The sequence below is a fragment of the Citrobacter sp. Cpo040 genome (genome assembly GCF_030332915.1).
GTDB lineage: Bacteria > Pseudomonadota > Gammaproteobacteria > Enterobacterales > Enterobacteriaceae > Citrobacter > Citrobacter portucalensis.
Window position 1 is genome coordinate 1 of record NZ_JAOWGX010000036.1, and the last position, 12,860, is coordinate 12,860.

Here is a 12,860-nt window from a genome sequence, read left to right on the forward strand (position 1 = left end):
ATATCGCTGTACAGGATTTCCTGATGTGGTGGTGTCGGGCGTGCTGGCCGACGGTATTCCGTGGGATATGCCGTACCGCTGTCCGGAGCTGGTCTGGAATCCGTACCGGCGCACCTACACCATCCTCATTCGTATTATTGCCGGTGGCCGCATGGCAGAAATTCCGCTCAGTCGTTTTTTGCGGGACTTTACCTGTGAGCATCCCGATGTATTTAAGCGCAACCCTGAAAACCGCCACGCCGTATTACGCGAAATAGCGGCCGACCCGGCATTACAGCAATACCGGGCGCGGAATATCGATAACTATCCTGACGATATTCCCCCGGTTAAACGTCCGGCGCCGGTGGCGCATAAATGGCGGAATAATTTCAGGCCGGAAACGGAAATAAAACCGGATAACAGCTACCGCCATTATCTGTAATTAAAAACGACACCCAAAAAATAAAATGTGCGTATCTGCGCAGGGATACGCACGTCCTCAGGAGACGACATAATGCCTGTTAACAGTACGGAACGGCCGCAGAATATAAACCAGCCCACCATCAGCCGGGCAGACCTCGAATGCCTCGAACATATGCGCAACGTCGGCCAGCTCGTCGGCGACCTGATGCAGGTGCAGGGCTGTACCACCGTGCGCCACAATCCGGCGCAGCAGTTGCAGCTCACCTCGGTGATTTACCTCATGACTGCCCGGCTCGACGGCGTGGTCGACCGCTGTAATCAGCACTGGCTGACCGGGGAGGGCAATGTATGAAAACCGCATTATCTCCCGTTCTGCGCGCTGCACTTTACCGCCGCGCGGTCGCCTGTGCCTGGCTGACCCTGTGCGAACGTCAGCACCGCTACCCGCAGCTCACGCTCGGTACGCTGGAAAGCGCCATTGCGACCGAGCTGGAGGGCTTCTATCTGCGCCAGCATGGCGAGGAAAAAGGCCGTCAGATTGCCTGTGCCCTGCTTGAAGATTTAATGGAAGCCGGACCACTGAAAGCCGCGCCGTCGCTGTCCTTTCTCGGGCTGGCCGTGATGGATGAACTCTGCGCCCGTCATATCACCGCACCGGCACTGCACTGAGGGAAAGCACCATGAAAATGAACGTAACGGACACCGTGAAACAGGCGTGCGGCCACTGGCCGCGCATTCTCCCGGCGCTGGGGGTAACGGTCATCAAAAACCGTCATCAGGCCTGTCCGGTGTGTGGCGGCTCCGACCGCTTTCGCTTTGATGATAAAGAGGGGCGCGGGACGTGGTTCTGCAATCAGTGCGGCGCGGGTGACGGGCTTAAGCTGGTAGAAAAAGTGTTTGGCGTGACCCCGTCAGAGGCCGCCGGGAAGGTGAATGCCGTGACCGGCAACCTGCCGCCGGTTTCCCCGGCGGTGACTGCGACCGCAGACGCTGAAACAGAGGCCGACCGCAAAGTGGCGGCCGCGCTGGCCGTCAGGCTCATGGAGAAAGCCCGCCCGGCCACCGGCAACGCCTACCTCACCCGCAAGGGCTTCCCCGGCCGGGAATGTCTGACGCTCGCCACCCTGCATAAAACCGGCGGTGTGACGTACCGCGCCGGTGATGTGGTTGTCCCGCTGTATGACGATAGCGGCGCACTGGTTAACGTCCAGCTCATTAATGCGGACGGTCTCAAACGCACCCTGAAGGGCGGTCAGGTTAAAGGGGCATGTCATGTCATCGAAGGGAAAAAACAGGCCGGAAAACGCCTGTGGATTGCAGAGGGTTATGCGACCGCACTCACCGTGCATCACCTGACCGGGGAAACCGTCATGGTGGCGCTGTCCTCCGTGAACCTCCTTTCTCTGGCTAGCCTTGCCCGTCACACATATCCGGCCTGCCGGATTGTCATTGCCGCCGACCGTGACCTTAACGGCGACGGCCAGACCAAAGCGTCTGCGGCCGCAGAGTCCTGCGAGGGCGTGGTCGCCCTGCCGCCGGTGTTCGGTGACTGGAATGATGCGTATACACAGCACGGCGGGGAGGCCACGCGTAAAGCCATGTATGACGCCATCCGGCCACCGGCTGAAAGCCCTTTCTCTACCATGAGCGAGGCGGAATTTACCGCCATGAGCACCAGTGAGAAAGCCATGCGGGTGCATGAACATTACGGCGAAGCACTGGCCGTGGATGCGAACGGCCAGCTCCTGTCCCGCTATGAGGCGGGAATCTGGAAAATCATCCCGCCGTCGGACTTTGCGCGCGACGTGGCCGGGCTGTTCCAGCGCCTGCGCGCCCCGTTTTCGTCGGGGAAAATTGCCTCGGTGGTCGACACCCTGAAACTGATTATTCCGCAGCAGGACGCCCCGCCACGGCGGCTGATTGGCTTTCGCAACGGCGTGCTCGATACCAAAAGCGGCGTATTCAGCCCGCACAGCAAAACGCACTGGCTGCGCACCCTGTGCGACGTGGATTTCACCCCGCCGGTGGAGGGGGAAACGCTGGAGACGCACGCGCCGAATTTCTGGCGCTGGCTCGACCGCGCCGCCGGTTCGCGCGCCGATAAACGGGATGTGATACTCGCCGCGCTGTTTATGGTGCTGGCGAACCGTTACGACTGGCAGCTCTTCCTCGAAGTGACCGGTCCCGGCGGCAGCGGGAAAAGTATTCTGGCCGAAATAGCGACGATGCTCGCCGGGGAAGATAACGCCACGTCGGCCACCATCGAGACGCTGGAGTCGCCCCGCGAACGTGCGGCGCTGATTGGCTTCTCGCTGATACGTCTGCCTGACCAGGAGAAATGGAGCGGTGACGGGGCAGGACTCAAGGCCATCACCGGCGGCGATGCGGTCTCCGTCGACCCGAAATACCGCGATGCGTACTCCACCCATATTCCGGCGGTGATACTGGCCGTAAACAACAATCCGATGCGCTTCACCGACCGCAGCGGCGGGGTGTCGCGTCGCCGGGTGATTATGCACTTCCCGGAACAGATTGCCCCGGAAGAGCGTGACCCGAAGCTGAAAGATAAAATCGCCCGGGAGCTGGCCGTCATCGTGCGCCAGCTCATGCAGACGTTCAGCGACCCGATGACCGCGCGTACACTGCTCCAGTCGCAGCAGAATTCCGACGAGGCGCTCAGCATCAAACGCGACGCCGACCCGACATTTGATTTTTGTGGCTATCTGGAGGCGCTGCCCGAACCTGACGGTATGTACATGGGGAATGCGAATATCATCCCGCGACAGCCGCGCCTGTACCTGTATCACGCCTATCTGGTTTACATGGAGGCGCACGGCTACAAGAACACACTCAGCCTGACCATGTTCGGCAAAGGGCTGTCATCGATGCTGAAAGAGTACGGGCTGAATTACGCCAGGCGGCGAACAAATCAGGGGATGCAGACGAACCTTGCGCTCAGGGAAGAAAGCAACGCCGACTGGCTGCCCCGGTGCGACGAAACCACTGCGACATAACCTACCCGGACCGGCATCAGCCGGTCTTTTTTACCTGAAAATTAGTAAAATTACGCAGAAAAGCCATTGTGATAATTGCCCGCTAGTATTCAGTTAGAAGCTGAGGTTGGAATACACCTTTCTACTGGTCGTTTGGTACAATGGATAAAACCGATAGAAAAGGGAGTTACGAGCATGACAGGAATGGAAGTTCTAGATTCTGCATTAAAAATTGGGCTTGGGGCTATGATTAGTGCAGTCTCGGCGTTTGCCATGCTGATCAGGTCACAGCGACATGATAAGGAAAAAGATGCGGCTTCTTGTTTCGTAAGACTCCGCGAGGAAAAGAAAACGCTTTATATTGAATTTCTCACACAATCACAGTCACTTGTGCAAACCTATCGGGATGTTCCTTGCGATGGGCAGGGGCAGGATTATCTCGACTATTTGCGGATCTATAACCAGCTCCAGATCTCTTCGGACGATTTGATCCGAAAATGTGCCTACGAGCTACTCAATGCCGTAAATGAATTTATTGTTATTTATACTGAAGATCGGGAGTTTTATAACAAATTAAGAGATCGTGTGGATATTAAAATTGGTGAATTTCAGTTTCTAGCTAAAAATGAGTTGCAAGAGATAAAGTCAAATTGATGCTTTAAAAGCTACCGTCAAGCAAATGAGCAACACCGACGTTTTAGAATTTCTGAATATTGTGTGACACACCCCAATATGTAGTTTTAGACCACATAGAACGGCTCTCTCTTTTACTACAATCGACAAAAGTGAACAGTAAAGTGTTCACTGTTCACGGACTGTTCACTGCGTATCATATTGAAATTAAAGATAAATAATGGTGAGTGAACAGTGTGAATAGTTTTCCATAAAAAAAGATTTTTTCGTAGTTTGAGGTTGTGCGAAAAATGAACGCATCCGCCAATGTGTATAGGAGTGTGTATAGTTTTATTCTTCGATATTAATTTTTTCAACAAAATCAATTAATTGATTTTGTTTTTCGACTCCTATTATCGCACCATTTCAAACTCTTCCCAGGTCTACCGAAATCAACGCAAACCCCGTTTACTGCGGTTTTCAGTGCGCATCTTATTTTTTCCGGGTAACCTGCACCACGTTCTCCGCATCGCCATTCTTGGTTGGTAGTTCAGAGGTCGTTAATCAGGCCTCGTCGAAATGGCTGATAATATCGAGCGGCCCTGTGCCAGGGCCGATTCGTTTACTGAGCAGATTCAACAGGATGTAAATGCAATACGCTTCAACCCCTCTACCGCTTTTTCGAGGTAGGGGCGTGGACATCCCATGTTCAGCCGGATAAAACCATTTCCAGCAGGACCAAAGCCATTTCCCATTGAAGGCGCAATACCGGCAACATCAAGCATTACCCATTTGAGCTGCTCATCATCCAGTCTAAGCGCTTTGCAATCTATCCACAGTAGATACGTTGCCTGGGAAGGAACAACCCGAGCCCATGGGAGATATTCATCAATTTGTTGAATAAACCAGCGTCGATTTTCAGCCAGATAGCCAAGTAACTCGTCTAACCATGGCGCACCATGTTGCCATGCAGCCGTACTCGCCTCGACGGATAGCGCATTGAATACATCAAGTCCATGCGCATCCAGACGGCGTAAAAAGTGTTCACGCAATGCCGGTGCCGGTATCAGAAAATTAGCAATACGCAATGTCGACAAACCAAACGTTTTACTGGCTGAAGTGGCTGAAATTACACGCGAATGCCAGCGTTCTCCCAGATGCAGAACTGAAGTAAATTGTTCTCCAGGAAGCAATAAATCTGCCCATATCTCATCAGACAGCAACGTCACATCATAGGTCTCGCATAGCGTAAGTAGCTGTTCCAGCTCCTGTGCAGACCAACAACGACCGGTTGGGTTATGCGGATTACATAAAATCATTAATGGTGGACGTTCAGTCCGGAATAACATTTCCAGGTGAGCAAAATCCATTTGATAACCGGTAGCCGGGTCCTCATACAACGGATTTTCCAGCAGCTGTCTGCCGTTCAGAGAGATAATTTTAGCGAATGAACCATAATAAGGCCCCTGAACGACCACGCCTTCACCGGGTTGACTCAGCATTTGTACGAGTAGCGATAATCCCGGAACAACACCTTCAATACTGCAGATCCACTCTTGCTTGATTTCCAGCTGATGCCGGGTTGAGAACCATGAGATTAATGAATCAAAGTAGCTTTGTGGTCGTTCGCTGTAACCAAAAATACCGTGCCCGACGCGATGAGTTAAAGCTTCCTGAACAGCGGGCGGGCAAGTAAAGTCAAAATCAGACACCCACATTGGCAACAGTTGATGTGTATCCTCGCCGAAATATCGCGCCATAAAGTCCCATTTCAGCGAGGCGGTATCGTGACGATCGATAATCTTATTAAAATCCATTACATGCTCTCCCTATTCTGCTGCCGTAATATTTTTTTCTGTTTCTGCCACTGATGGCGCCTTCGCAATACCGATTCCCGTGAAACCGTAAATCAAGGCGAAGAAGATTGCGGCATAGCACTGAATCGCCCATGGCAATAAATCCAGCGTGCTCACTCCTAATGTCGTGGCCATATAAACTCCGGCAGCGGTCCACGGCAACAACGGCTCAATGACGGTGCCAGCGTCTTCAATAGTGCGGGACAGATTTTTGGTATCCAGTCCCATACGACGATATGCGTCTTTAAACAGTTCAGCTGGAACCAGAAGAGCCAGCTTGCCGTCGCTTGTCGCTCCGGTCACCAGAAGGGTGGTACCAATGGTTGCCGCAATTAACTGACCGACACTGTGAATGACCGTCAGTAAGCGGTTAATGATAATGTTGAGCGCGCCGGTTAACGTTAAGGCACCGGCAAAAGAGAATGCGCAAAATACCAGAAGGATAGTGCTCATCATTGAGAACATTCCGCCGCGGTTCAGCAGGCGCGGAACATCAGCAATAATGCCCTCACTCCCTTGCGGGAACATAGTAATGTTAAATCCATCTATAAAGGCATCCAGTCCCTGCTTGATGCTGAGTCCTTGCATGACAACGCCCAGAATCAGGGCTAATACGCATGCACTCAGCATTAAAGGAATGACTGGCTTTTTACGAATCGCGCCCCACAACACAATAACTGGCGGCAAAATCAGAATGATATTGAAGTGGTATAGCGACTCCAGAGCGTTGACAATATCGGTAACCCGTTGCGGCGTGGCGACCTCGCCGAGCATATTGCTGTGGCCGGCAATAAGATAAACCACGGCGGCAAGCAGAAAGCTGGGAATAGTGGTCCACAATAAGTGCTGGATATGCTCGAAAAGGGTGGTATCTGCAACAATGGCCGCAAAGTTGGTGGAGTCTGACAGCGGCGATATCTTGTCACCGAAGTAAGCGCCAGAAACAACGGCACCTGCCGCTGCTGCCATCGAGACATCCAGTCCGGCGGCAACGCCCATCAATGCTACGCCAACCGTTCCGGCGGAACCCCAGGAGGTTCCGGTACACACCGATACGACGCTGGTCAAAAAGAAGGCGGCGATGAGAATGTATTCGGGGCTGATGAGTTTAAGTCCCCAGTACACCATGTAAGGGATGGTGCCGCTGAACATCCATGTACCAATCAGGCCGCCGACACAGATAAGAATCATGATAACCGGCATTGCTTTGGCGAGTTTATCAACCACCGAATTAATGATGTCTTCCCAGCAATACCCTTGCCACCAGGCCATGCCCGCGGCGACTGCAGCAGAACATAGCAACAAAGGCTCAATACGTAGCCCCATGATGCCGTAGCCAATAATTAACAGCAGTAGCATGGCTAAAATAGGGATCACTGCCAGTCCAAATGAGAGTGTTTTTTTCTGATTTTGAGAGGCATTCATTCATGAATCTCCAGTCTGTAAGGTCGCTCAAGAGTAGAGAACACCCTTTTGCCTGACTGTGACCGCTCATTGGCCCTCATGTAAGCGATTACATGAAGACGTTAAACTTGAAGTCGGTCACAATTCAGGGGCTTGACGATTTACGCATTGATTTCAGAGAGAGGGGGGAAGAACAGAATCGCGGATCACTAAATCCGCAGTGAAACTATTCACGCTGGGACGCTGAGTTGCGCCCTTAAAAAGCTGTATCGCCAGCTGCGAAGCGCAGCGAGCCATGCGCTCAACGGGATAATGCATTGTTGTGAGTGCGGGGTAGAGATAGCGGGCCATCACCACATCATCAAATCCAACGATCGAAAGCTGCTGCGGAAGTGTAATTCCCTGCTGATGGAGGATGCGCATAATTCCGGCGGCCATTACATCATTAAACGTCACCGCTGCGGTGAAAGGAATGCCGCAATTAAGCAACTGATGCGCAGCGCGTTCGCCACCCTCTTCATTGAAGGGCACGCTAATAACCCAGTTTTTATCTGGCGTAATGCCATATTCGGCCAGCGCCTGGCGATAACCTTCCAGCCGCTCACGGCGATCGATAATCGGTAAATCACTTGTCACGCAGGCAATACAACGGTGCCCCTGTTCCAGGAGATGTAGCGTGGCTGTTTTAGCTGCCTGACTATTTTCCAGCCACACGCAGCGATTGGCCATCCCGGCAATATAGCGGTTCACGACCACCATGGCAGGAAAATGAGCGGCATATCTCAACAGTTCCTTTTCAGAAAGCCTACTGGCATGGACCACAATAGCTTCACAGCCCTGGTTTATCAGAAAATCGAGTCCTGATTTTTCCATTCCTTCATCGTGGCCACCGCTGCATACCATCAGCCGAAATTGCTGCTGGCGTGATACTTCTTCCACGCCTCGGGCAAGCCTGGCAAAAAAGGGATCGGCAAGGTTGCCGGTCAATAACCCGAGCATGTCACCGCTGCGTTTCGCTAATGCAATAGCGGCGGCATTGCGATGATAGTTCAGTTCGCGCATGGCTTTTTCAACACGCTCACGCGTCACGGGTTCAACCCATGCGGTTTGATTAATAACACGTGAAACTGTTGCGGTGGACACTCCCGCTAACTCTGCAACATCCTTTATCGTTGCCATGCTGGCTCTTTACCTTTTTGATTCTTAAGAATTTGCTTATCGCTGGGTCTTTTCCTTATCTTATTCAGGTTGGGGGGATTTGTCACCGAGACATCCTCTGAGTATATCTACTCAGAGGCTTATTTTTAGTACTGAATAATTAAATACTATCCTGAGTATTATTATCCTTACATACGATATTCGATCATCCCGCTCTTTTGGGCCACCCAGTCATACAGACGTTGTCCACGGAGATTGGTTTCATGCGTATGCCAGTATAATCTTGACGCGTGGTGTTTTTTGGCTTGTTGTTGGACATACTCGATAAGCTGTTTACCGATATGTTGACCACGTACCTCTTCGCTAACAAATAAATCTTCGAGATAGCAATAGTTGGATTCTGCCCATGTTGAACGGTGAAAGAGATAATGCACCAGTCCCACTATTTTTCCATCATATTTGGCAACAGCACAATAAACAGGTTCGCTCGGGGTAAGGAAACGCTCCCACGTTAATTTTGTTACTTCATCTGAAATTTTAGTGCGATAAAATGTTTGATAGTTTATCCATAAAGGAAGCCAGCTGGCGTAGTCTTTTTGTTCTGCACTTTCAATAGTAACGGTATTCATGTTAATCATATATATCCTGATATTTTATACGAGTAATGTGTTAGTATGATGATACTAAGAACTTTATAAATTCTCGTAAAGAGACACTTTCGATATATTGATAGGATCCACTTTTAGTATAAAGGTTAATACAATGAAGAAAAATAATGCGCCTTTATTTCAAGGATTTGTTTTAGGAAAAGGCGCGGTTAAGGAGCAGGTTTACCACATCCTCCGCGATCACATCCTCGAAGGGCGATTGCCGCCAGGAACAAAAATGCCGTCAACCAGGGCATTGTCCGAGATGATGTCAATTTCACGAAACTCAGCGATCGCCGGTTATGACAGGCTATTAGATGAAGGGTATATCCAGACCCGTAAAGGGTCTGGAACATATGTCTCACATAATATTCCGGATCGGAGTATCAGCAATAGCTATCCAAAGATAGCGTCGGGGGGCGTCGTCTCGCCTGATGAACAGGTTCACAGCCGAAATAATCCTGTTCGCGATTTGTGGTCAAATGAGTATGAAGGGCGCGGCATGAACCGCCTATTTGCGGTTGGTGTCGGGTGTACGGATCTCTTCCCGCATGCGTTATGGGGAAAGCTACTGCAACGTGTCTGGAGACAATCCCGGCATCAACTGGGCGCTCACACTCATCCTTGCGGGTACCTTCCTTTGAGAAAAGCGGTTTGCCGCTACATTAAAACAACGCGTGGAGTGAACTGTAACGAAGATCAGATAATCATCGTAAATGGTATTCAACAGGCATTGAACATTACTGCACGAGCATTGCTGTCGGCAGGAAGTGACGTTTGGCTGGACGACCCGGGTTACAAAGGCGCTCGCGGAGCCTTCATGTCAGTTGGCGCGATGGTGAGGCCGGTACCGGTAGATAGCGAGGGAATGAACGTCCGCTATGGTATTGATCATTTTCCTGACGCTAAGCTGGCCTATGTCGTCCCGTCGGATCAATATCCATTAAGTGGAACGTTAAGTTTATCCCGGCGTTTTGAGTTGCTGGAATGGGCGAAGTCGAATCAGGCATGGATATTTGAAGATGACTATAATAGCGAGTTCCGTTATGCCGACCGTTCTTTACAAGCTCTGCAAGGATTAGATCAGAATCAACGCGTAATCTACGCCGGAACATTTTCTAAAATGATGTACCCGGAATTCCGTTTAGGTTTTTTAGTTGTCCCGCCGGGTTTACAAGAACAGATTATGGTGACGAAATATTTTTCCGATCTTGGCACCAGTTATCTTGAACAGGCTGTGATGGCGAATTTTATTGAGGATGGTCACTATTCCAGTCATGTGCGCCGAATTCGTAAGGCATGCTATGAAAGAAGAACTGCGCTGGTCAATGCTATTCAAGAATACCTGGCTGATAAAATGATTGTGCAGCCTTCTGACTCTGGCGTCCATATTGTGTGCTGGCTACAAAACGGATTAACCGGAAATGAAGTTGAGGAGCAAGCCAGATTACTAGGGATGGGAATACTATCACTAAGTCGTTATTACCAGAGAGATGTATCACGACAGGGGATTTTGATTGGTTTTGCAAATCATCCGGTAGAGGCAATTGTTGATGGGATTCGTCGTTTGGCTCAGGTTATTTAAATTATAATATATTCAGCTCTTAGCATTAATGCAGTAAATACGTTTCTTTCGCTACGGGCAAAAATATAGAGTTTGTTTTTTGTACAATTAAATAGTGTGGATCCGTTAAAAACACGCATTGTGGTTCTTTTGGGCCGCTCAGTTTGATCATACCCTGCGCTGGTTTAGTTCTGTTTTGTAAAAGGTACAGATATGCCGGGCGTCTTTAATCAATTCCAACAACCCGTAGGTATGACTTTGTCTGACTGGAAAGGCGCACCCTTTCCACAGGCTCAGCAAATTACAGGTCGCTATTGTAAGCTTGAACGCATTAACACCGAACGCCATGCAAAAGAGTTGTATGAAGCGTACTGCGAAGCAAGCGATTGTCGCGACTGGACATATCTGGCGGTCGGGCCTTTTGAAACTTTTGATGCCTTCCTGGTTTATTTAAAAAACATGGAAGAACAGACAGATCCGATGCATTTTGCCGTGATCGATTTAACCAGTATGAAGCCTGTTGGGACGTTTGCTCTTATGCGGATTGATCCCGCAAATGGTGTGATTGAGGTAGGGCATGTTTCTTACTCCGTACGCATGAAACGCACACGAATTTCAACGGAAGTCATCTCATTGCTTTTAAAGTACGTTTTTGAGGAGCTGGGCTATCGCCGCTTTGAATGGAAATGTGATGCCTTCAATGCGCCTTCCCGTGGGGCGGCGGAGCGCTTTGGCTTCAGTTTTGAAGGCATATTCCGTCAGGCTATCGTTACCCGTGGACGAAATCGTGATACCGCATGGTACTCAATCATTGACGGTGAGTACCCGATACTTCGACCTGCCTACGATCTGTGGCTCGATGAGCGTAATTTCGATCACCAGGGACGGCAGATTCGGCGCCTTGGCGAACTGATGGAAAGGGGATAAAAAAGCTCCCCGAATAAACCGGGGAGCCAGAAAGCGTAGCGCACGCGCAGTATTATTTCTGCCGCGACTCCAGCCAGACCAGTGCCAGCGTGGAGAGTGCGCACATCAGCAGAATGCCGACAAACCAAAACAGATACCACATCGTACGGTCCTCCCTAGTAAAGTTCGTGATTGTGGCGGCGGATCGTTTCTACATTGATTCGTCCCAGCATTTTGTAATAACTCCACACGGTATAAAGCAGAACGATCGGTAGAAAAATCAGCACAATAACCAGCATGATACTGAGCGTCATCTGGCTGGAGGTACTGTCCCACACCGTCAGGCTGGAGAGCGGATACGCGCTTGAAGGCATCACAAACGGAAACAGGGTGATTCCGGCGGTGAAGATCACGCAGGCCTGGGTCAGTGAAGCGCACAAAAATCCCCATACGGCCCGACGTTGCCCGCAGGCATAGATCGCGAGCATCGGGAAAATCATGCCAAGCAGCGGAATAATTAACAGCAGTGGTGACTGATAAAAGTGCGCCATCCACGCGCCCGGTGAGGTCGTTACCATTTTTAATAGCGGGTTGGAAGGACCATTCGGATCCTGGCTAAGTAGCACATAGCCGTCGATCCCCGTCCATAGCCAGTAACCGGCTAACAGAAAGCAGAGCACGACCAGCATCGCGCTGCGACGGGTAGCAGAGAGCGCGCGTTGGTGAAGAATGCCGTCGGTCCTCAACTGGAGCCACACGCCCCCTTGCAGAATAACCAGCATCAGGCTTAATGCGCCGCACAGCAGCGCAAAGGGGGAGAGTAACTGCCAGAAAGTGCCAAGGTATTGCACATGAAGCTGTGGTGTGAAGATAAAAGGTACGCCCAAGAACAGGTTGCCGAACGCGACGCCGAAGATAACAGGAGGGACCAGGCTCCCGATAACCAACCCGGTGTCCCACATAGCACGCCAGCGTGCATTGGCTATTTTGCCGCGATAATCAAAGGCCAACGGGCGAAAGAAAAGGGCACACAGCACCAGGATCATTGCCACATAAAACCCCGAAAATGCGGCGGCATAGACCCGCGGCCAGGCCGCGAATAATGCACCACCCGCCAGAATGAGCCACACCTGGTTACCTTCCCAGTGCGCCCCGACGCTATTGATTAACACCCGTCGCTCATCATCGTTTCGCGCGATCAGCGGTAACAGGCAGCCGACCCCCATATCAAACCCGTCAGTGACCATAAAGGCCACCAGAATGATGCCAATCAGCAGCCACCAAATGAGCCGCAACGTTTCATAATCCAACATGATTG

Annotated in this window: 13 protein-coding genes; 7 read left to right on the top strand and 6 right to left on the bottom strand. The window is 51.0% G+C overall.

Features of this window, described 5'->3' with window-relative positions:
• From OGX86_RS14900 to OGX86_RS14920, 5 genes are all read left to right on the top strand, one after another.
• Nucleotides 1–421, top strand: a 421-nt coding sequence (locus OGX86_RS14900) for a hypothetical protein (protein ID WP_286639289.1), incomplete at its 5' end; no start/stop codon positions are given.
• A gap of 72 nt (nucleotides 422–493) precedes the next feature.
• Nucleotides 494–754 (top strand): hypothetical protein, encoded by a 261-nt coding sequence (locus OGX86_RS14905; RefSeq protein ID WP_396349907.1) that lies wholly within the window; start codon nucleotides 494–496, stop codon nucleotides 752–754.
• Nucleotides 751–1,071 (top strand): DUF5375 domain-containing protein, encoded by a 321-nt coding sequence (locus OGX86_RS14910; RefSeq protein WP_286639291.1) that lies wholly within the window; start codon nucleotides 751–753, stop codon nucleotides 1,069–1,071. The genes OGX86_RS14905 and OGX86_RS14910 overlap by 4 nt, the downstream gene beginning before the upstream one ends.
• Nucleotides 1,072–1,082: 11 nt before the next feature.
• Complete coding sequence (locus tag OGX86_RS14915; protein ID WP_286639293.1) at nucleotides 1,083–3,416, top strand: primase-helicase zinc-binding domain-containing protein; 2,334 nt, start codon at nucleotides 1,083–1,085, stop codon at nucleotides 3,414–3,416.
• A 174-nt stretch (nucleotides 3,417–3,590) separates the two neighbouring features.
• Nucleotides 3,591–4,049: a hypothetical protein gene (locus OGX86_RS14920; RefSeq protein ID WP_286640250.1), complete on the top strand. Its 459-nt coding sequence runs from the start codon at nucleotides 3,591–3,593 to the stop codon at nucleotides 4,047–4,049.
• Between the two features lie 593 nt (nucleotides 4,050–4,642).
• Here OGX86_RS14920 and OGX86_RS14925 read toward each other — a convergent pair.
• From OGX86_RS14925 to OGX86_RS14940, 4 genes are all read right to left on the bottom strand, one after another.
• Nucleotides 4,643–5,824, bottom strand: coding sequence for a MalY/PatB family protein (locus OGX86_RS14925; RefSeq protein WP_286640251.1), 1,182 nt, complete (start codon nucleotides 5,822–5,824; stop codon nucleotides 4,643–4,645).
• 12 nt (nucleotides 5,825–5,836) lie between these two features.
• Nucleotides 5,837–7,288 (bottom strand): Na+/H+ antiporter NhaC, encoded by a 1,452-nt coding sequence (gene nhaC, locus OGX86_RS14930; RefSeq protein ID WP_048226419.1) that lies wholly within the window; start codon nucleotides 7,286–7,288, stop codon nucleotides 5,837–5,839.
• A gap of 153 nt (nucleotides 7,289–7,441) precedes the next feature.
• Nucleotides 7,442–8,446 (bottom strand): LacI family DNA-binding transcriptional regulator, encoded by a 1,005-nt coding sequence (locus tag OGX86_RS14935; RefSeq protein WP_008783828.1) that lies wholly within the window; start codon nucleotides 8,444–8,446, stop codon nucleotides 7,442–7,444.
• A gap of 167 nt (nucleotides 8,447–8,613) precedes the next feature.
• The gene (locus OGX86_RS14940) at nucleotides 8,614–9,063 is read right to left on the bottom strand and encodes a GNAT family N-acetyltransferase (RefSeq protein ID WP_008783829.1); all 450 of its coding nucleotides are present in this window, start codon (nucleotides 9,061–9,063) and stop codon (nucleotides 8,614–8,616) included.
• A 124-nt stretch (nucleotides 9,064–9,187) separates the two neighbouring features.
• Between OGX86_RS14940 and pdxR the strand changes: the two genes are divergently transcribed.
• Together pdxR and OGX86_RS14950 are read left to right on the top strand one after the other, a co-directional pair.
• A complete protein-coding gene (gene pdxR, locus OGX86_RS14945) occupies nucleotides 9,188–10,657 on the top strand; it encodes a MocR-like pyridoxine biosynthesis transcription factor PdxR (protein WP_286640252.1) in 1,470 nt (489 codons plus the stop codon).
• Nucleotides 10,658–10,849: 192 nt separating this feature from the next.
• Nucleotides 10,850–11,563, top strand: coding sequence for a GNAT family N-acetyltransferase (locus OGX86_RS14950; RefSeq protein ID WP_286640253.1), 714 nt, complete (start codon nucleotides 10,850–10,852; stop codon nucleotides 11,561–11,563).
• A 52-nt stretch (nucleotides 11,564–11,615) separates the two neighbouring features.
• Here the strand turns inward: OGX86_RS14950 and cbdX are convergent, their stop codons facing one another.
• Together cbdX and appB are read right to left on the bottom strand one after the other, a co-directional pair.
• On the bottom strand, nucleotides 11,616–11,705 hold the full coding sequence (cbdX, locus tag OGX86_RS14955) for a cytochrome bd-II oxidase subunit CbdX (RefSeq protein ID WP_003830863.1): 90 nt from the start codon (nucleotides 11,703–11,705) through the stop codon (nucleotides 11,616–11,618).
• 13 nt (nucleotides 11,706–11,718) lie between these two features.
• Entirely contained in the window at nucleotides 11,719–12,855 is a 1,137-nt protein-coding gene (gene appB / locus OGX86_RS14960; protein WP_286640254.1) for a cytochrome d ubiquinol oxidase subunit II, read from the bottom strand.
• Nucleotides 12,856–12,860: the final 5 nt, after the last annotated feature.

Coding starts and splice junctions, on each gene's coding strand:
- OGX86_RS14905 (WP_396349907.1), top strand. CDS start 494: ATGCCTGTTAACAGTACGGAACGGCCGCAGAATATAAACCAGCCCACC.
- OGX86_RS14910 (WP_286639291.1), top strand. CDS start 751: ATGAAAACCGCATTATCTCCCGTTCTGCGCGCTGCACTTTACCGCCGC.
- OGX86_RS14915 (WP_286639293.1), top strand. CDS start 1,083: ATGAAAATGAACGTAACGGACACCGTGAAACAGGCGTGCGGCCACTGG.
- OGX86_RS14920 (WP_286640250.1), top strand. CDS start 3,591: ATGACAGGAATGGAAGTTCTAGATTCTGCATTAAAAATTGGGCTTGGG.
- OGX86_RS14925 (WP_286640251.1), bottom strand. CDS start 5,824: ATGGATTTTAATAAGATTATCGATCGTCACGATACCGCCTCGCTGAAA.
- nhaC (WP_048226419.1), bottom strand. CDS start 7,288: ATGAATGCCTCTCAAAATCAGAAAAAAACACTCTCATTTGGACTGGCA.
- OGX86_RS14935 (WP_008783828.1), bottom strand. CDS start 8,446: ATGGCAACGATAAAGGATGTTGCAGAGTTAGCGGGAGTGTCCACCGCA.
- OGX86_RS14940 (WP_008783829.1), bottom strand. CDS start 9,063: ATGATTAACATGAATACCGTTACTATTGAAAGTGCAGAACAAAAAGAC.
- pdxR (WP_286640252.1), top strand. CDS start 9,188: ATGAAGAAAAATAATGCGCCTTTATTTCAAGGATTTGTTTTAGGAAAA.
- OGX86_RS14950 (WP_286640253.1), top strand. CDS start 10,850: ATGCCGGGCGTCTTTAATCAATTCCAACAACCCGTAGGTATGACTTTG.
- cbdX (WP_003830863.1), bottom strand. CDS start 11,705: ATGTGGTATCTGTTTTGGTTTGTCGGCATTCTGCTGATGTGCGCACTC.
- appB (WP_286640254.1), bottom strand. CDS start 12,855: ATGTTGGATTATGAAACGTTGCGGCTCATTTGGTGGCTGCTGATTGGC.